This is a genomic window from Pseudomonas sp. SB113, from assembly GCF_040754745.1.
Lineage (GTDB): Bacteria > Pseudomonadota > Gammaproteobacteria > Pseudomonadales > Pseudomonadaceae > Aquipseudomonas > Aquipseudomonas grimontii.
On record NZ_JBFMHW010000003.1, the window covers coordinates 1 to 17,207 of the forward strand.

General features: G+C 58.5%; 19 protein-coding genes, 1 tRNA gene and 1 rRNA gene. 19 read left to right on the plus strand and 2 right to left on the minus strand.

What is annotated here, in order from left to right; genetic code table 11:
* Nucleotides 1-149: 149 nt before the first annotated feature.
* Nucleotides 150-265, plus strand: a 5S ribosomal RNA gene (rrf, locus tag AB1462_RS04665).
* Nucleotides 266-732: 467 nt separating this feature from the next.
* On the opposite strand, the gene AB1462_RS04670 is transcribed toward rrf, so the two are convergent.
* A tRNA-Leu gene (locus AB1462_RS04670) sits at nucleotides 733-817 on the minus strand.
* Nucleotides 818-925: 108 nt separating this feature from the next.
* On the opposite strand from AB1462_RS04670, the gene queA reads away from it, so the two are divergent.
* The 6 genes from queA to AB1462_RS04700 all read left to right on the plus strand — a co-directional run bounded on the left by queA (nucleotide 926) and on the right by AB1462_RS04700 (nucleotide 7,001).
* Nucleotides 926-1,975 carry a tRNA preQ1(34) S-adenosylmethionine ribosyltransferase-isomerase QueA gene (queA, locus tag AB1462_RS04675; protein ID WP_367246271.1) on the plus strand — a complete coding sequence of 350 codons (1,050 nt, stop codon included), beginning with the start codon at nucleotides 926-928 and terminating at the stop codon, nucleotides 1,973-1,975.
* Nucleotides 1,976-1,980: 5 nt separating this feature from the next.
* The gene (tgt, locus tag AB1462_RS04680) at nucleotides 1,981-3,096 is read left to right on the plus strand and encodes a tRNA guanosine(34) transglycosylase Tgt (RefSeq protein ID WP_367246398.1); all 1,116 of its coding nucleotides are present in this window, start codon (nucleotides 1,981-1,983) and stop codon (nucleotides 3,094-3,096) included.
* Nucleotides 3,097-3,140: 44 nt separating this feature from the next.
* Nucleotides 3,141-3,479 carry a preprotein translocase subunit YajC gene (yajC, locus tag AB1462_RS04685; RefSeq protein WP_053135483.1) on the plus strand — a complete coding sequence of 113 codons (339 nt, stop codon included), beginning with the start codon at nucleotides 3,141-3,143 and terminating at the stop codon, nucleotides 3,477-3,479.
* Between the two features lie 62 nt (nucleotides 3,480-3,541).
* Nucleotides 3,542-5,410 (plus strand): protein translocase subunit SecD, encoded by a 1,869-nt coding sequence (gene secD / locus AB1462_RS04690; protein WP_090400684.1) that lies wholly within the window; start codon nucleotides 3,542-3,544, stop codon nucleotides 5,408-5,410.
* A gap of 9 nt (nucleotides 5,411-5,419) precedes the next feature.
* Nucleotides 5,420-6,334, plus strand: a complete 915-nt coding sequence (gene secF, locus AB1462_RS04695) for a protein translocase subunit SecF (RefSeq protein ID WP_090400683.1) — start codon at nucleotides 5,420-5,422, stop codon at nucleotides 6,332-6,334.
* Nucleotides 6,335-6,458: 124 nt separating this feature from the next.
* A complete protein-coding gene (locus tag AB1462_RS04700) occupies nucleotides 6,459-7,001 on the plus strand; it encodes a glycine zipper 2TM domain-containing protein (protein WP_015885750.1) in 543 nt (180 codons plus the stop codon).
* A 97-nt stretch (nucleotides 7,002-7,098) separates the two neighbouring features.
* Here the strand turns inward: AB1462_RS04700 and suhB are convergent, their stop codons facing one another.
* Nucleotides 7,099-7,914, minus strand: coding sequence for an inositol-phosphate phosphatase (gene suhB, locus AB1462_RS04705; RefSeq protein WP_367246273.1), 816 nt, complete (start codon nucleotides 7,912-7,914; stop codon nucleotides 7,099-7,101).
* Between the two features lie 145 nt (nucleotides 7,915-8,059).
* Here suhB and trmJ point away from each other — a divergent pair, with 145 nt between their 5' ends.
* The 12 genes from trmJ (at nucleotide 8,060) to rlmN (ending at nucleotide 17,206) form a co-directional block, all read left to right on the plus strand.
* Nucleotides 8,060-8,830 (plus strand): tRNA (cytosine(32)/uridine(32)-2'-O)-methyltransferase TrmJ, encoded by a 771-nt coding sequence (gene trmJ, locus AB1462_RS04710; protein ID WP_367246274.1) that lies wholly within the window; start codon nucleotides 8,060-8,062, stop codon nucleotides 8,828-8,830.
* A 2-nt stretch (nucleotides 8,831-8,832) separates the two neighbouring features.
* Nucleotides 8,833-9,615, plus strand: a complete 783-nt coding sequence (gene cysE / locus AB1462_RS04715) for a serine O-acetyltransferase (RefSeq protein WP_090400681.1) — start codon at nucleotides 8,833-8,835, stop codon at nucleotides 9,613-9,615.
* Nucleotides 9,616-9,912: 297 nt separating this feature from the next.
* Nucleotides 9,913-10,404, plus strand: coding sequence for a Fe-S cluster assembly transcriptional regulator IscR (gene iscR / locus AB1462_RS04720; protein ID WP_003194020.1), 492 nt, complete (start codon nucleotides 9,913-9,915; stop codon nucleotides 10,402-10,404).
* Between the two features lie 50 nt (nucleotides 10,405-10,454).
* Complete coding sequence (locus AB1462_RS04725; RefSeq protein WP_090400680.1) at nucleotides 10,455-11,669, plus strand: IscS subfamily cysteine desulfurase; 1,215 nt, start codon at nucleotides 10,455-10,457, stop codon at nucleotides 11,667-11,669.
* 99 nt (nucleotides 11,670-11,768) lie between these two features.
* The gene (iscU, locus tag AB1462_RS04730) at nucleotides 11,769-12,155 is read left to right on the plus strand and encodes a Fe-S cluster assembly scaffold IscU (RefSeq protein WP_010565229.1); all 387 of its coding nucleotides are present in this window, start codon (nucleotides 11,769-11,771) and stop codon (nucleotides 12,153-12,155) included.
* A gap of 28 nt (nucleotides 12,156-12,183) precedes the next feature.
* Complete coding sequence (iscA, locus tag AB1462_RS04735; RefSeq protein ID WP_048722793.1) at nucleotides 12,184-12,507, plus strand: iron-sulfur cluster assembly protein IscA; 324 nt, start codon at nucleotides 12,184-12,186, stop codon at nucleotides 12,505-12,507.
* Between the two features lie 8 nt (nucleotides 12,508-12,515).
* A complete protein-coding gene (hscB, locus tag AB1462_RS04740) occupies nucleotides 12,516-13,037 on the plus strand; it encodes a co-chaperone HscB (protein ID WP_090400679.1) in 522 nt (173 codons plus the stop codon).
* 51 nt (nucleotides 13,038-13,088) lie between these two features.
* Nucleotides 13,089-14,951, plus strand: a complete 1,863-nt coding sequence (hscA, locus tag AB1462_RS04745; RefSeq protein WP_367246275.1) for a Fe-S protein assembly chaperone HscA — start codon at nucleotides 13,089-13,091, stop codon at nucleotides 14,949-14,951.
* A gap of 3 nt (nucleotides 14,952-14,954) precedes the next feature.
* Nucleotides 14,955-15,296 (plus strand): ISC system 2Fe-2S type ferredoxin, encoded by a 342-nt coding sequence (fdx, locus tag AB1462_RS04750; protein WP_003175958.1) that lies wholly within the window; start codon nucleotides 14,955-14,957, stop codon nucleotides 15,294-15,296.
* Between the two features lie 14 nt (nucleotides 15,297-15,310).
* Complete coding sequence (iscX, locus tag AB1462_RS04755) at nucleotides 15,311-15,511, plus strand: Fe-S cluster assembly protein IscX (protein ID WP_090400677.1); 201 nt, start codon at nucleotides 15,311-15,313, stop codon at nucleotides 15,509-15,511.
* Between the two features lie 91 nt (nucleotides 15,512-15,602).
* Entirely contained in the window at nucleotides 15,603-16,028 is a 426-nt protein-coding gene (gene ndk, locus AB1462_RS04760) for a nucleoside-diphosphate kinase (protein WP_017846179.1), read from the plus strand.
* A 29-nt stretch (nucleotides 16,029-16,057) separates the two neighbouring features.
* A complete protein-coding gene (gene rlmN, locus AB1462_RS04765; RefSeq protein WP_053135498.1) occupies nucleotides 16,058-17,206 on the plus strand; it encodes a 23S rRNA (adenine(2503)-C(2))-methyltransferase RlmN in 1,149 nt (382 codons plus the stop codon).
* Nucleotide 17,207: the final 1 nt, after the last annotated feature.

Sequence of the window (17,207 nt, forward strand, 5' to 3'; positions counted from 1 at the left end):
CTCCTGACTTGGAAACAAGTAGAAGCATCAGATTGCGGTGTGTGAAGACGCAACGAACCGAAAGTTCGATGTTCACAAAACACCGAAAGCTGTCACATACCCAATTTGCTGAAGCGAGGCCAACTGGCCACGACTCAGTACCCGAATTTCTTGACGACCATAGAGCATTGGAACCACCTGATCCCATCCCGAACTCAGTAGTGAAACGATGCATCGCCGATGGTAGTGTGGGGTTTCCCCATGTGAGAGTAGGTCATCGTCAAGATTAAATTCCGAAACCCCATTTGCGAAAGCAGGTGGGGTTTTGTTTTGCTCGGTCGAAAAGTGCCCTAAAATTTCTGGGTGAATTCATGAATGTTCTCAGCGATAAATTTGCTGCAGTCGTCCCATTTTTTCCTACTCGTAAAGCGTCGGTTTCCCCAGAGCCTGCATCGCATCAATAGATGCGCTGACACGCTTCTGAATCCTGATGAGTTCTGGCGCGGGCGGCATTCGTCCATCACGTGAAGCAGTATCCCCGCTCGAAGCCCGAGCGGTGCTTTGGGTGGGCTTTGAGATAATCAGGAGGGGTGTTTTTAGCGGCCTTGCAAGGCCTCTGAGTGGGCTCGCTGGACTTTATGGTGGCTGGGGAGGCGGATGGTGCTAACTCGCTCTCTGGGCGCCGTTGCGGCCTCAGGGCGCTTTTCTATAGACGAAAAAAAAGACCTTGAAATTCAAGGTCTTTCTTTAAGATGGTGCCCCGAGGGAGACTCGAACTCCCACTCCTTTCGAAAACGGATTTTGAATCCGCCGCGTCTACCAATTCCGCCATCAGGGCTCAATGGCGGCGAAGTATAGAGATGAGATTACCGTTGGTCAATCACGTTTCATGGTCTATTTTCACTATTTCCGCTAGACTTCCCGGCCCTGCTAGACGAACCCCATCATGCGCGTTGCTGACTTTACTTTTGAACTCCCTGATTCGTTGATTGCTCGCCACCCTTTGGCCGAGCGTCGCGCCAGTCGACTGCTGACCCTGGACGGGGCCAGCGGCACCCTTGCACACCGTCAATTCACTGATTTGCTTGAGCATTTGCGTCCGGGCGATCTGATGGTGTTCAACAATACCCGGGTAATCCCGGCGCGTCTGTTTGGCCAGAAAGCATCCGGCGGCAAGTTGGAAATTCTGGTGGAGCGAGTGTTGGACAACCATCGTGTGCTGGCCCATGTACGCTCCAGCAAGTCGCCGAAACCGGGGTCGAGCATCCTGATTGACGGCGGTGGCGAAGCCGAGATGGTTGCGCGTCATGATGCGCTGTTCGAACTCCGATTCGCCGAAGAGGTTCTGCCGTTACTGGAGCGCGTCGGCCATATGCCATTGCCTCCTTATATCGACCGTCCCGACGAAGACTCGGACCGCGAGCGCTATCAAACGGTCTATTCCCAGCGCCTCGGTGCAGTTGCTGCGCCGACTGCCGGGCTGCATTTTGACCAGTTGCTGCTGGATGCGATTGCCGCCAAGGGCGTCGAGACGGCCTATGTGACCCTGCACGTGGGGGCCGGCACGTTTCAGCCGGTGCGTGTGGATAACATCGAGGATCACCATATGCACAGCGAATGGCTGGAGGTCAGCCAAGACGTTGTGGACGCGGTTAACGCCTGCAAGGCGCGTGGCGGGCGGGTGGTTGCGGTGGGCACCACCAGCGTGCGCTCCCTGGAGAGCGCGGCGCGAGATGGCGTGCTCAAACCGTTCAGTGGCGACACCGATATCTTTATTTACCCAGGCCGGCCGTTTCATGTGGTCGATTGCCTGGTGACCAACTTCCATTTGCCGGAATCCACGTTATTGATGCTGGTGTCGGCCTTCGCGGGTTATCCCGAAACAATGTCGGCGTATAAAGCAGCCATCGACAATGGATACCGTTTTTTCAGCTACGGTGATGCGATGTTTATCACCCGTAATCCGGCGCCGCGCGGCCCTGAGGAACAACTATGAGTCGTATGTCGTTTGAATTGCTCGCCACTGACGGCAAAGCCCGTCGCGGCCGCCTGACGTTTCCGCGCGGTACGGTAGAGACCCCGGCGTTCATGCCTGTGGGCACCTACGGCACCGTCAAAGGCATGCTGCCGCGTGACATCGTCGCCACCGGCGCCGAGATCATCCTCGGCAACACCTTCCACCTGTGGCTGCGGCCAGGCACTGAAGTGATCAAGAAGCATGGCGACCTGCATGACTTCATGAAGTGGCAGGGCCCGATCCTCACGGACTCGGGTGGTTTCCAGGTGTTCAGCCTGGGCGCCATGCGCAAGATCAAGGAAGAGGGCGTGACCTTTGCCTCGCCGGTGGATGGTTCCAAAGTGTTCATGGGGCCGGAAGAGTCCATGCAGGTGCAGCGCGACCTGGGCTCCGACATCGTGATGATTTTTGACGAGTGCACGCCGTACCCGGCTGACGAAGATGTCGCACGGATTTCAATGGAGTTGTCGCTGCGTTGGGCCCAGCGCTCGAAGAACGCACACGATGATAATACCGCTGCGCTGTTCGGTATCGTGCAGGGCGGTATGCATGAAAGCCTGCGCAAACGCTCGCTGGAAGGCCTCGACAAGATCGGCTTTGACGGCTTGGCCATCGGCGGTTTGTCGGTGGGTGAACCCAAGCACGAGATGATCAAGGTCCTGGACTACCTGCCAGGCCTGATGCCCGCTGACAAACCTCGTTACCTTATGGGCGTTGGCAAACCCGAAGATCTCGTAGAGGGTGTGCGCCGCGGTGTGGACATGTTCGATTGCGTGATGCCAACCCGTAATGCCCGCAATGGGCATCTGTTCATTGATACAGGCGTGCTGAAGATCCGTAACGCGTTCCATCGCCATGATGATTCGCCGCTGGATCCCACCTGTGATTGCTACACCTGCCAGAACTTCTCCCGTGCTTATCTGCACCATCTGGACAAATGCGGGGAAATGCTGGGTAGCATGTTGAATACCATCCACAATTTGCGTCACTACCAAGTCCTGATGGCTGGTTTGCGCGAGGCTATTCAACAGGGTACATTGGCCGCCTTCGTCGATGCCTTCTATGCCAAGCGCGGGCTCCCTGTGCCGCCCTTGGACTGAGTTTTCCGACCCTAAGATTCACTATTTTGCAACTGGAGTGCTAAATGAGCTTTTTTATCTCTAACGCCATGGCTGACGCCGCTGCGCCTGCTGCTGCCGGCCCTATGGGCGGTGGTTTCGAGTGGATTTTCCTGGTCGGCTTCCTGGTCATCTTCTACCTGATGATCTGGCGCCCACAGGCCAAGCGCGCCAAAGAGCAGAAGAACCTGCTGGGCAGCCTGCAGAAAGGTGACGAAGTTGTGACCACTGGCGGTATTGCCGGCAAGATCACCAAGGTTTCCGATGCTTTCGTGATTCTGGAAGTCTCCGACACCGTAGAAATGAAGTTCCAGAAAGGCGCCATCGCCGCCACGCTGCCAAAAGGCACGCTCAAAGCGATCTAAGTTCCAACCTTTACCAATCGACGGGGCGCGCAAGGCGCCCCGCGTTATAAGCGGGCGGCGTGATGCTGAACAAATACCCTCTGTGGAAATACGTACTGATCCTGGCGGTGCTGGCGATCGGTTTTATTTATTCCGCTCCCAATCTTTACCCTGATGACCCGGCGATCCAGATCACTGGCGCCAGCACTTCGCTGCAGGTCAACCAGGCTGATCTGGAACGCGCGAGCAAGGCACTGACCGACGCGGGCATCCAGGTTAAAGCGGCAACATTGGCAGCTGGTGCGAAGGGCGGGTTGTTGCGCCTGACCAAGCAAGAAGACCAATTGCCGGCAAAAGATGTCGTGCGCAAGGCCATGGGTGACGACTATGTTGTCGCGCTCAACCTGGCACAGACCACTCCGGCCTGGTTGCGCAGCATTGGCGCGCACCCGATGAAGCTGGGTCTGGACTTGTCCGGTGGTGTGCACTTCCTGCTGGAAGTCGACATGGACAAAGCCCTCGACGCGCGCCTGAAGGTCTACGAAGGCGACGTGAAGAGCCTGCTGCGTAAAGAGAAGCTGCGTTATCGCAGCCTGCCGCAGCTCAACGGTGCCATCCAGCTTGGCTTCTCTGACGAAGCCTCCCGCGAACAGGCCCGTGCGCTGATCCGCAAGAATTTCAACGATTTCGACATCGTACCGGCCGACCTGAACGGTCAGGCTGTACTGCGTCTGGCGATGAGCCCTGCCAAAATCGCGGAAATCCGCGAATACTCCATCAAGCAGAACTTGACCACGGTACGTAACCGCGTCAACGAGCTGGGTGTGGCTGAGCCGATTGTCCAGCGTCAGGGCGCCAACCGCATCGTGGTTGAGCTGCCGGGCGTGCAGGACACCGCTGAAGCCAAGCGTATCCTGGGTAAAACCGCCAACCTGGAGTTCCGCCTCGCGGCTGAGCCGGGGGCTTCCCGTGCAACTTCCGAAGAGTTTGAGTTCCGTGAAGGCAACCGTCCTCCAGCACTAATCGAGCGTGGCTTGATCATCACCGGTGACCAGGTGACTGACGCCAAGGCCGGTTTCGGTGAGCATGGTACCCCTGAAGTGAACATCCGCCTGGATGGTCACGGTGGCGAACTGATGAGCCGCGCCACACGCAGCAACGTTGGTCGCAGTATGGCGGTGATCTTCATCGAGCAGCGCCCGGTCACCACCTACACCAAGCAAATGGTCAACGGCGTCGAGAAAGACGTGCCGGTGCAGACCTTCAAGGAAGAAAAGAAGATCATCAGCCTGGCGACCATCCAGTCGCCGCTGGGTGCTCAATTCCGCATCACCGGCCTGAACGGCCAGGGCGAATCCTCGGAGCTGGCCCTGTTGCTGCGTGCCGGTGGCCTGGCTGCACCGATGTACTTCGCTGAAGAACGTACCATCGGCCCGAGCCTAGGGGCTGACAACATCACCAAGGGTATCGACGCGGCCTTGTGGGGCATGCTGTTCGTGTCGCTGTTCATCATCGCCATCTACCGCTTCTTCGGCATCATTGCCACCGTGGCCCTGGCGGGCAACATGGTGATGCTGCTGGCCCTGATGTCGCTGCTGGGCGCTACGCTGACCCTGCCAGGTATCGCCGGTATCGTACTCACCATGGGTATGGCGGTAGACGCCAACGTGCTGATCTTCTCGCGGATTCGTGAAGAGATCGCCGCCGGCATGACCGTGCAGCGTGCAATCAACGAAGGCTTCGGCCGGGCATTTACTGCGATTCTTGACTCCAACCTGACCACATTGCTGGTCGGCGGGATTCTCTTTGCCATGGGCACCGGCCCCGTCAAAGGTTTTGCGGTAACCATGTCCCTCGGTATCTTTACCTCGATGTTCACGGCCATCATGGTGACCCGCGCAATGGTCAACCTGATCTTTGGCGGGCGTGACTTCAAGAAGTTGTGGATTTAAGGGGCTGCCATGTTACGTACAATCAACTTCATGGGCGTTCGCAACGTTGCGTTCGGCGTCACCGTGCTCCTTACCGTTCTGGCGTTGTTCAGCTGGTTCCATAAGGGCCTGAACTACGGTCTGGACTTCACCGGCGGTACGCTCATCGAGCTGACCTATGAGAAGCCGGCCGACGTTACCCTGGTGCGCAATGAGCTGGTCAAGGCCGGTTATCACGAAGCCATCGTGCAGAGTTTTGGTGCGACCACCGACCTGCTGGTGCGCATGCCTGGCGAAGACCCGCAACTGGGGCACCAGGTAGCCGAAGCCTTGCAGAAGGTAGGTGGCGACAACCCGGCGTCGGTCAAGCGCGTCGAGTTCGTGGGCCCGCAAGTGGGTGAGGAGCTGCGCGATCAGGGCGGCCTGGGCATGCTGATGGCGTTGGTCGGCATCATGATCTACCTGGCTTTCCGCTTTCAGTGGAAGTTCGGTGTCGGCGCCATTGTGTCGCTGATCCACGACGTGGTCGTGACCGTGGGTATCCTTGCGTACTTCCAGATCACCTTCGACCTGACCGTGCTGGCGGCTGTACTGGCGATCATTGGTTACTCCCTCAACGACACCATCGTGGTATTCGACCGGGTTCGTGAGAACTTCCGTGTACTGCGCAAGGCGTCGTTGATCGAGAACATCAACATCTCCACCACCCAGACCCTGCTGCGGACCATGGCGACGTCGATCTCCACCTTGCTGGCGATCGCGGCACTGATGATCTTCGGTGGCGACAACCTGTGGGGCTTCTCCCTGGCGCTGTTCATCGGCGTTCTGGCGGGCACCTACTCGTCGATCTACATCGCCAACGTGGTGCTGATCTGGCTGAACCTCAACAGCGAAGACTTGATCCCTCCTGCCGCCACTGGCAAGGAGGTCGACGACCGCCCTTGATGGGCGCTTGTTGATCTGCTGTTACAAAGAAGGCGCGAGTATTGAACTCGTGCCTTTTTTTTTGCTCCAAGGCTGGGTATAGCGCGGATCTTTCGGTCCGTTTGTGATGGTCAGGAGGTTCAACGTGAACAAGTCGTTACTGGTTGGTGCGGTATTGGGTGCTGTCGGTGTAACTGCCGGGGGTGCTGTTGCCACCTACAGCCTGGTAAAAAGCGGCCCTGAGTATGCGCAAGTGCTGGCGGTGCAGCCGGTGAAAACCCAGATTAAAACGCCTCGTGAGGTCTGCAAGGACGTCGCAGTGACCCGGCAGAAGCCAGTGCAGGATCAGCATCAAATCGTCGGTACTGTGGTTGGTGCGCTGGCCGGTGGCCTGTTGGGTAACCAGGTCGGTGGCGGTAACGGCAAGAAGCTGGCCACCGTGGCCGGTGCGGTTGGTGGTGGTTATGCGGGTAACAAGGTTCAGGAAGGCATGCAGAACCGTGATACCTACACCACAACGCAGACTCGCTGTAACACCGTCAACGACATCAGCGATAAGGTAGTCGGCTACGACGTGCGTTACACCTTGGATGGCAAGGAAGGTTCGGTGCGCATGGATCGTGATCCGGGCGGCCAGATTCCGGTCGACAAGGAAGGGCGTCTCGTCCTGGGCCAGAACCAGCAGTAATTCCAAGGCCTGGTTCAATTCAAAGTTATTTAAGCCCGCAGCAAAAACCAGGCATAAAAAAAGCACCCCTCGGGGTGCTTTTTTTGTGCTCGCTCGCTTAGCGCTTCAGCGAGGCCGGCAGGTGCGGCTGGATCGCCGTCAATACCGCTTTGAAGCATTTGGTGTTGCCGGCAACCACGTGGCCTTTTTCCAGGAAGTCATGACCGCCAGTGAAGTCGCTCACCAGGCCACCGGCCTCTTGGATCAGCAGGGCGCCTGCAGCCATGTCCCACTCGGACAGGCCCGACTCCCAGAACGCATCAAAACGACCGGCAGCCACGTAAGCCAGGTCCAGGCTTGCCGCGCCAGCGCGACGGATGCCGGCGGTCTGGCCAACCAGGGCGCGGAACATGCCCAGGTAGTTCTCCAGGTTGTCCATCTGGTCGTCACGGAACGGGAAGCCGGTACCCAGCAGGGCGCCGTCCAGGCTGGTGCGACCGCTGACGCGCAGGCGACGACCGTTCAGTTGGGCGCCACGGCCACGGCTGGCGGTGAATTCTTCCTGGCGAACAGGGTCGAGTACTACAGCGTGTTCCAGGCGGCCACGGTATTTGCAGGCAATGCTGACAGCAAAGTGTGGGATGCCGCGCAGGAAGTTGGTGGTGCCATCCAGTGGGTCGATGATCCACAGGTAGTCTTCGCCTTCGTCGCTGCCTTTGTGCAGGCCGGTTTCTTCACCGAGGATGCCGTGGGTAGGGTAGGCCTTGCGCAGAGCGTCGATGATTTTCTGTTCGGCGGCGCGATCCACCTCGGATACATAATCCTTGGCGTCTTTTTCGTCGACCTTGATGGTATCCAGGCGCTCGATGGAGCGGAAGATCAATTCACTGGCGCTGCGGGCGGCGCGCAGCGCGATATTCAGCATGGGCTGCATGGATGTGTCACCTAAGGTTGTTAAAGAAAGCCGAGCATTCTAGCAGAAACTTTCTTCAGGTGAAGGACGACGTTAGCTTTCATGGCATAACCTTAGGCTGTTCTGTAAGATTTGCTCCCCTTTCCCGTGTCCGAGAGCGCCTACCTTGCTGCAAAACATTCGTGTCGTCTTGGTCAATACCAGTCATCCCGGCAATATCGGCGGTGTGGCGCGAGCCATGAAAAACATGGGGCTGACGCGCCTGGTGCTGGTCGAGCCGCGCGTGTTCCCACACCACGAAGCCGATGCCCGAGCATCCGGTGCCAATGACATCCTGGAAAAAGCCCAGATCGTTGCCACTTTGGAAGACGCCTTGGTCGGCTGCAACCTGGTGCTCGGCACCAGTGCCCGTGATCGCCGCATTCCCTGGCCACTGCTGGATCCGCGTGAGTGCGGCACCAAAGTGGTGGAAGAGGCTGCCGGCGGCGCTGAAGTTGCCCTGGTGTTTGGCCGTGAAGACTCTGGCCTGACCAATGAAGAGCTGCAGCGATGTCATTATCACGTGCACATTCCATCAGACCCTGAGTTCAGCTCGCTGAACCTCGGGGCAGCGGTGCAGGTGTTGAGTTATGAAGTGCGCATGGCCTGGCTGGCCGCTGAAGGTCAGCCGAGCAAGGTTGAGAAGGATGAAGTGGCGTCGACCAAGAGTGGCGAGTTGGCCACCATGGATGAGCTGGAGCGGTTCTATGAGCACCTGGAGCAAACCCTGGTGGCCATCGAATTCCTCGATCCGGAAAAACCGCGGCACTTGATGGCGCGCCTGCGTCGCCTGTACGGGCGCAGCTCGGTCAGTCGAGCGGAAATGAATATATTGCGTGGCATCCTCACGGAAACCCAGAAAGCGGCCCGTGGCGAGCTTCTTAAGCGGAAGGATTAAAAATGTTCGAGCGTTTGCGAGAAGATATCCAGAGTGTTTTTCACCGTGATCCGGCGGCGCGCAACGCGTTTGAAGTGCTGACCTGCTATCCAGGCATGCACGCGATCTGGATCCATCGCCTGTCCGGTGCCTTGTGGAATATGGGCTGGAAATGGCTGGCGCGGCTGGTGTCGAACTTCGGCCGCTGGTTGACCGGGATCGAAATTCACCCAGGTGCCAAGGTGGGGCGTCGCTTCTTTATCGATCACGGTATGGGCATCGTCATTGGCGAGACTGCCGAGATTGGTGACGACGTGACCTTGTACCAGGGCGTGACATTGGGGGGCACCAGCTGGAACAAGGGTAAGCGCCACCCGACGCTGGAGGATGGCGTGGTGGTGGGCGCGGGCGCCAAGGTGCTTGGTCCGTTCACGGTAGGGGCTGGCGCCAAAGTCGGCTCCAACGCTGTGGTGACCAAGGCTGTGCCGGCCGGCGCCACCGTGGTGGGTATTCCTGGGCGGATCATCGTCAAGCCGGAAGTGGGTGACGAGCAGGAGGCCAAGCGCAAGGCCATGGCCGAGAAAATCGGATTCGATGCCTACGGTGTCAGCGAAGACATGCCCGACCCGGTCGCACGTGCTATCGGCCAGTTGCTTGACCACCTGCAAGCGGTGGACGGCAAGCTGGACGGTATGTGCGGCGCGTTGAAGGAGTTGGGCAGCAGCTACTGTGCGAAAGACCTGCCTGAGCTGCGCGAAGAGGACTTCGCCGAGATCAAGGACGAAGCTACAACCAAGGCCGGCTGAGATCTCACATTCGCTGCAAAAACCATGTGGGAGGGGCCCTCGATGGCCATCTGTCAGTCACTCAATATATTGACTGATCCACCGCTATCGGGGGCAAGCCCCTTCCCACATTTGATCTCCATTGGTCTCGATATCGAGCCATCGCCCCGCTGCCGCTGTTCGTCCCTGCCCCACCCTGCTATGATTCGCGCGCCCTTTTTGCGGGTAATCCTGACTAAAGTACTAGGTCTTATAGTTGACTTAAATACTCGGGAATCGCATACTTGCTCCCATTCTGAAACACCTTGGTACTTGTCCATGAGACTGACTACAAAAGGCCGATACGCGGTAACCGCCATGCTTGACCTGGCCTTGCACGCGCAAACTGGGCCGGTGTCCCTGGCCGATATCTCCGAGCGCCAAGGCATTTCCCTGTCCTACCTCGAGCAACTGTTCGCCAAGTTGCGCCGTAGCAATCTGGTCTCCAGCGTACGTGGGCCGGGCGGCGGCTATCAACTGTCCCGTGACATGCAGGGCATCCAGGTAGCCCAGGTGATCGACGCGGTCAACGAATCCGTCGATGCGACCAAATGCCAGGGCCTGGGTGACTGCCACGCCGGCGACACCTGCCTGACGCACCACTTGTGGTGTGACTTGAGCCTGCAGATCCATGAGTTTTTGAGTGGTATCAGCTTGGCTGATCTTGTGACTCGCCGTGAGGTGCAAGAAGTAGCCCAGCGTCAGGACCAGCGCCGTTGCAACACCAAGGCGCCGCGTCTGGACAAGATCGAAGCGTCCGCCGTCGAGTGACAGCCGAAGAGCTAACGGCACGCCAGCCAGCCTGATTTAGGAGAAAGTCCATGAAATTGCCGATTTACCTTGATTACTCAGCGACCACCCCGGTTGATCCGCGTGTCGCGCAAAAGATGAGCGAATGCCTGTTGGTCGACGGAAACTTCGGCAACCCGGCCTCCCGTTCCCACGTGTTCGGCTGGAAAGCCGAGGAAGCGGTCGAGAACGCTCGTCGCCAGGTCGCTGACCTGGTTGGCGCAGACCCGCGCGAAATCGTCTGGACCTCCGGTGCCACCGAATCCGACAACCTGGCTATCAAGGGCGCGGCGCATTTCTACGCGACCAAAGGCAAGCACCTGATCACCACCAAGATTGAGCACAAGGCTGTCCTCGACACCATGCGCCAACTGGAACGTGAAGGTTTCGAGGTGACTTACCTCGAGCCAACCACCGACGGTATCGTCACCCCGGCCATGATCGAAGCCGTGCTGCGTGAAGACACCATCCTGGTTTCCGTGATCCACGTGAACAATGAAATCGGCACTATCAACGACATCGCGGCTATCGGCGAACTGACTCGCTCCAAGGGCATCCTGCTGCACGTCGACGCTGCTCAGTCCACCGGCAAGGTCGACATCGATCTGTCCAAGCTGAAGGTCGACCTGATGTCGTTCTCGGCCCACAAGACCTACGGTCCTAAAGGTATCGGCGCGCTGTACGTGAGCCGTAAGCCACGCGTGCGCATCGAGGCCACCATGCACGGTGGCGGTCACGAACGTGGCATGCGTTCGGGCACCCTGGCGACCCACCAGATCGTCGGCATGGGCGAAGCCTTCCGTGTAGCCAAGGAAGACATGGCTGCCGAAAACGTACGTATCAAGGCCCTGAGCGATCGCTTCTACAAGCAGGTCGAGAACCTTGAAGAGCTGTACATCAACGGCAGCATGACTGCTCGTGTACCGCACAACCTGAATTTGAGCTTCAACTATGTCGAAGGCGAGTCGCTGATCATGGCGCTCAAGGACCTGGCGGTTTCGTCCGGTTCGGCCTGCACCTCGGCTTCGCTTGAGCCTTCGTACGTACTGCGCGCCCTGGGCCGCAACGACGAACTGGCACACAGCTCGATCCGCTTTACGTTCGGCCGCTTCACCACCGAAGAGCAAGTCGACTACGCCGCGCAGAAAGTCTGCGAAGCCGTCAACAAGCTGCGCGTTCTGTCGCCGCTGTGGGACATGTACAAAGACGGTGTCGATATTTCCAAGATCGAGTGGGCGGCACACTAACTATAGAAGCCGCCACCCAAGCTCTGTAGGAACGTGGCGGAAAACGCAGGCGTTTTTACAGGGTTCCAGAGCGGCCCTGATGAGTGAGGATTCAGTACCATGGCTTACAGCGAAAAGGTCATCGACCACTACGAAAACCCGCGCAACGTCGGCAAGATGGACGCGGAAGATCCTGATGTCGGCACTGGCATGGTTGGCGCTCCGGCGTGCGGCGATGTGATGCGCCTGCAGATCAAGGTCAACGAAGCTGGCGTTATCGAAGACGCCAAGTTCAAGACTTACGGCTGCGGTTCGGCCATCGCCTCCAGCTCCCTGGCGACCGAATGGATGAAAGGCAAGACCCTGGATGAGGCTGTGACTATCAGCAACACCCAGCTGGCCGAAGAGCTGGCCCTGCCGCCAGTGAAAATCCACTGCTCCGTACTCGCTGAAGACGCCATCAAGGCGGCCGTTCGCGACTACAAGCAGAAGAAAGGCTTGATCTAAGCATTTGGCGACGAGTAAGGAGTCAACGATGGCTATCAGCATGACAGAAGCGGCTGCGCGGCACGTGCGACGCTCCCTGGATGGGCGCGGTAAAGGTGAGGGGATTCGTCTGGGTGTACGCACCACGGGCTGTTCCGGCCTTGCCTATGTGCTGGAGTTCGTCGACGAGGTGGTTGAGGAAGACCAGGTGTTCGAAAGTCACGGCGAGAAAGTGATCATCGACCCTAAAAGCCTGACCTACCTGGACGGCACCGAGCTCGATTTCGTCAAGGAAGGGTTGAACGAAGGCTTCAAGTTCAACAACCCCAACGTACGCGGTGAATGTGGCTGCGGCGAAAGCTTCAACATCTGAGGCTATTCGTGGGTACTCCTTGTCATTTCGCTTTATTCGAGCTGCAGCCGAGTTTTCGGTTGGACCTCGAGCAGCTTGCCACGCGCTATCGAGAATTGGCGCGTGGGGTGCATCCGGATCGCTTCGCTGACGCTTCCGAGCGTGAGCAACGCTTGGCGCTGGAGCAATCGGCCAGCCTCAACGAAGCCTATCAGACGCTCAAGAGCCCTCCGAAGCGCGCGCGTTACTTGCTCGCGATGAACGGTGGCGAGTTGCCGCTTGAGGTCACGGTGCATGATCCCGACTTCCTGATGCAGCAGATGCAGTGGCGTGAAGAGCTCGAAGACTTGCAGGACGAAGCCGATGTGGCGGGTGTCGCGGTCTTCAAGCGTCGTCTGAAAACCGCCCAGGATGAGCTCAACGAAAGCTTCGCAGCCTGTTGGGATGATGCTGCGCAGCGTGAACAGGCCGAACGCCTGATGCGGCGCATGCAGTTCCTCGACAAGCTCACCTACGAAGTGCGCCAGCTAGAAGAGCGCCTCGACGATTAACCCAGTGCTGCCCGTGATGCACGCCTGATAGACAGATAAGACCTGATTACCATGGCTCTACTGCAAATCGCCGAACCCGGCCAAAGCCCTCAACCGCACCAGCGTCGCCTGGCGGTGGGGATTGACCTGGGCACCACCAATTCCCTGGTTGCTGCCTTGCGCAGCGGCCTGTCCGAGCCGCTGCCCGACGCCGATGGCCAGGTGATCCTGCCGTCCGCCGTGCGCTATCACGCTGATCGCACCGAAGTGGGTGAGTCGGCCAAGCTGGCGGCGTCTACCGATCCTTTGAACACCGTGCTATCGGTCAAGCGCTTGATGGGTCGTGGTCTGTCCGACGTCAAGCAACTCGGCGACCAGTTGCCGTACCGTTTTGTTGGCGGCGAATCCCATATGCCGTTCATCGACACCGTCCAGGGGCCGAAAAGCCCGGTGGAAGTGTCGGCGGATATTCTCAAGGTGCTGCGCCAGCGCGCGGAAACCACGTTGGGCGGCGAACTGGTCGGTGCGGTGATCACCGTTCCGGCATATTTCGATGATGCACAGCGCCAAGCTACCAAGGACGCGGCGAAGCTCGCCGGCCTGAACGTGTTGCGCCTGCTCAACGAGCCGACCGCTGCGGCCGTGGCCTATGGCCTGGACCAGCACGCTGAAGGGCTGGTCGCTATTTACGACCTGGGCGGCGGCACCTTTGATATTTCGATCCTGCGCCTGACCGGCGGTGTGTTTGAAGTACTGGCTACCGGTGGCGATACAGCACTGGGTGGCGATGACTTCGACCACGCTATCGCGGGCTGGATCATCAGCAGCGCCGGCTTGTCCGCTGACCTGGATCCGGGCGAGCAACGTAACTTGCTGCAAACGGCCTGTGCCGCTAAAGAGGCGCTGACTGACGCCGCTTCTGTTGAGGTTTCCTACGGCAGTTGGTGCGCCCAGCTGACTCGTGAAGCCTTCGATTCGTTGATCGAGCCGATGGTTGCCCGCAGCCTGAAGGCCTGCCGTCGCGCCGTGCGTGATTCCGGTATCGAGCTGGAAGATGTCGGTGCCGTGGTCATGGTCGGCGGTTCCACCCGCGTCCCAAGGGTTCGCGACGCCGTTGCCGAAGCCTTTGGCCGCCAGCCGCTGACAGAAATCGACCCGGACCAGGTGGTAGCCATCGGTGCCGCCATCCAGGCTGACACCCTGGCCGGTAACAAGCGTGATGGCGGCGAATTGCTGCTGCTTGACGTGATTCCGCTGTCCCTGGGGCTCGAGACCATGGGGGGGCTGATGGAGAAGGTGATTCCACGGAACACCACCATCCCCGTCGCCCGCGCCCAGGACTTCACCACTTACAAAGATGGCCAGACGGCCATGATGATTCATGTGCTGCAAGGCGAGCGCGAACTGACCAGCGACTGTCGCTCCCTGGCGCGCTTTGAGTTGCGCGGCATCCCGGCCATGGTCGCGGGTGCGGCGAAGATCCGCGTGACCTTCCAGGTCGACGCTGACGGCCTGCTCAGCGTCGCCGCGCGTGAGTTGGGTTCGGGCGTTGAAGCGAGCATCCAGGTCAAGCCGTCCTACGGCCTGACTGACGGCGAAATCGCCAAGATGCTCAAGGATTCTTTCCAATACGCCGGTGACGACAAGGTCGCTCGCGTACTGCGTGAACAACAAGTGGATGCCCAGCGCCTGCTCGAAGCGGTGCAGGGCGCCCTTGACGCCGACGGCGAGCGCCTGCTGGATGCCGAAGAGCGCATGGTCATCGACCTGCAGATGCAGGAACTGGCCGAACTGATGAAAGGCAACGATGGTTACGCCATCGAGCAACAGACCAAGCGCTTGTCGCAGGTCACTGACGCCTTTGCCGCCCGCCGCATGGATCAGACGGTGAAAGCCGCACTGGCCGGGCGCAACCTGAATGAAATCGAGGAATAATTAATGCCGCAGGTCATTTTTCTGCCACACGCCGAGCATTGCCCGGACGGTATGGTTGTTGAGGCTGAGACCGGCAAGTCCATCCTCGAAGTTGCCCATGACAACCACATTGAGATCGAAAGCGCCTGTGGTGGTGTGTGCGCCTGCACCACCTGCCACTGCATCATTCGCGAAGGCTTCAACAGCCTGGAAGAGGCAGATGAGTTGGAAGAGGACTTTCTTGACCGCGCCTGGGGCCTGGAAGCCACTTCTCGCCTAAGCTGCCAGGCAAAGGTCGGGACTGAAGACATCACCGTCGAAATTCCGAAGTATTCGCTCAACCATGCGGCCGAAGCGCCGCACTGATTCAAGGAAGTGTCATGAGTCTTAAATGGGTTGATGTGCAAGAGATCGCTATCCTGTTGGCCGACGGCAACCCGGATATGGATCCCTATTCCCTGAATTTTGTTGCTTTGCGTGACATGGTCATGGCCTTGCCAGGCTTTGAGGATGAGCGCGATCGCGGCGGCGAAAAGGTTCTGGAAGCTATCCAGACCGCCTGGAAAGAAGAACAGGACTGACGCCTCCCTTACGCAGTTAGGCAATACCTAAGAACCCGCGTATAATTCGCGGGTTTAATTTTTCGTAAATTACCGTTTCTGGAGTTACACCATGGCTGTTCAACGTACTTTCTCCATCATCAAGCCTGACGCTGTTGCAAAAAACGTCATCGGCGAGATCACCACTCGTTTCGAAAAAGCCGGCCTGAAGGTTGTAGCTTCGAAACTCAAGCAACTGTCCAAGGCTGAAGCTGAAGGCTTCTACGCTGAGCACAGCGCTCGTGGCTTCTTCGGCGACCTGGTTGCCTTCATGATCTCCGGTCCTGTTGTTGTTCAGGTTCTGGAAGGCGAAAACGCTATCGCTTTGAACCGTGAGCTGATGGGCGCTACCAACCCTAAAGAAGCTGCTGCCGGCACCATCCGTGCTGACTTCGCTGACTCCATCGACGCCAACGCTGTACACGGTTCGGACTCCGAAGCCGCTGCTGCCCGTGAAATCTCGTACTTCTTCGCAGCTACTGAAGTAACCACTCGCTAAGCATCGGCTTAAAGAGTGAGGGTGAATCCATGACGACATCGACTGTAAAAACCAACCTGCTGGGTCTGACTCAACAGGAAATGGAAAAATTCTTCGACTCAATCGGGGAGAAGCGTTTCCGTGCCGGTCAGGTAATGAAATGGATTCACCACTTTGGCGTCGACGATTTCGACGCCATGACGAACGTCAGCAAGGCCCTGCGCGACAAGCTCAAGGCCATTGCTGAGGTCCGTGGCCCCGAAGTGGTCAGCGAGGACATCTCCAGCGACGGCACCCGTAAATGGGTGGTGCGCGTGGCGTCCGGCAGCTGCGTCGAGACCGTGTACATTCCCCAGGGCAAGCGCGGCACCTTGTGCGTTTCGTCCCAGGCAGGCTGTGCCCTGGATTGCAGTTTCTGCTCCACCGGCAAGCAAGGCTTCAACAGCAACCTTACCGCCGCCGAAGTGATCGGCCAGGTGTGGATTGCCAACAAATCCTTTGGCAGCGTCCCGGCGACCGTCGACCGTGCCATCACCAACGTGGTGATGATGGGCATGGGTGAGCCGCTGCTGAACTTCGACAACGTCATCGCGGCCATGCACCTGATGATGGACGACCTGGGCTACGGCATCTCCAAGCGCCGTGTGACCCTGTCTACCTCCGGTGTGGTACCGATGATCGATGAGCTGGCCAAGCACATCGACGTCTCCCTGGCGTTGTCGCTGCACGCACCCAATGACGCATTGCGTAACCAATTGGTGCCGATCAACAAGAAGTATCCGCTTAAGATGCTGCTCGAATCTTGCCAGCGTTATATGGCGACCTTGGGCGAGAAGCGCGTGCTGACCATTGAGTACACCATGCTCAAGGACATCAACGACAAGGTCGAACACGCGGTCGAGATGATCGAACTGCTCAAGAACACCCCGTGCAAGATCAACCTGATTCCGTTCAACCCGTTTCCCCATTCTGGCTACGAGCGGCCGAGCAACAACGCCATCCGCCGTTTCCAGGATCAACTGCACCAGGCCGGCTACAACGTCACCGTGCGCACCACCCGTGGTGAAGACATCGACGCCGCCTGTGGCCAATTGGTAGGACAGGTGCTGGACCGCACCCGTCGCAGCGAACGTTATATTGCGGTGCGTGAACTGAGCGCTGCCGACGATATGCCGCAAAGCGCTGTGAATCGAACCTGAG

Excerpts from the sequence above, each read along its gene's own strand:
- queA (WP_367246271.1), top strand. The coding sequence starts at position 926 with ATGCGCGTTGCTGACTTTACTTTTGAACTCCCTGATTCGTTGATTGCT.
- tgt (WP_367246398.1), top strand. The coding sequence starts at position 1,981 with ATGTCGTTTGAATTGCTCGCCACTGACGGCAAAGCCCGTCGCGGCCGC.
- yajC (WP_053135483.1), top strand. The coding sequence starts at position 3,141 with ATGAGCTTTTTTATCTCTAACGCCATGGCTGACGCCGCTGCGCCTGCT.
- secD (WP_090400684.1), top strand. The coding sequence starts at position 3,542 with ATGCTGAACAAATACCCTCTGTGGAAATACGTACTGATCCTGGCGGTG.
- secF (WP_090400683.1), top strand. The coding sequence starts at position 5,420 with ATGTTACGTACAATCAACTTCATGGGCGTTCGCAACGTTGCGTTCGGC.
- suhB (WP_367246273.1), bottom strand. The coding sequence starts at position 7,914 with ATGCAGCCCATGCTGAATATCGCGCTGCGCGCCGCCCGCAGCGCCAGT.
- cysE (WP_090400681.1), top strand. The coding sequence starts at position 8,833 with ATGTTCGAGCGTTTGCGAGAAGATATCCAGAGTGTTTTTCACCGTGAT.
- iscR (WP_003194020.1), top strand. The coding sequence starts at position 9,913 with ATGAGACTGACTACAAAAGGCCGATACGCGGTAACCGCCATGCTTGAC.
- AB1462_RS04725 (WP_090400680.1), top strand. The coding sequence starts at position 10,455 with ATGAAATTGCCGATTTACCTTGATTACTCAGCGACCACCCCGGTTGAT.
- iscU (WP_010565229.1), top strand. The coding sequence starts at position 11,769 with ATGGCTTACAGCGAAAAGGTCATCGACCACTACGAAAACCCGCGCAAC.
- iscA (WP_048722793.1), top strand. The coding sequence starts at position 12,184 with ATGGCTATCAGCATGACAGAAGCGGCTGCGCGGCACGTGCGACGCTCC.
- hscA (WP_367246275.1), top strand. The coding sequence starts at position 13,089 with ATGGCTCTACTGCAAATCGCCGAACCCGGCCAAAGCCCTCAACCGCAC.
- fdx (WP_003175958.1), top strand. The coding sequence starts at position 14,955 with ATGCCGCAGGTCATTTTTCTGCCACACGCCGAGCATTGCCCGGACGGT.
- iscX (WP_090400677.1), top strand. The coding sequence starts at position 15,311 with ATGAGTCTTAAATGGGTTGATGTGCAAGAGATCGCTATCCTGTTGGCC.
- ndk (WP_017846179.1), top strand. The coding sequence starts at position 15,603 with ATGGCTGTTCAACGTACTTTCTCCATCATCAAGCCTGACGCTGTTGCA.
- rlmN (WP_053135498.1), top strand. The coding sequence starts at position 16,058 with ATGACGACATCGACTGTAAAAACCAACCTGCTGGGTCTGACTCAACAG.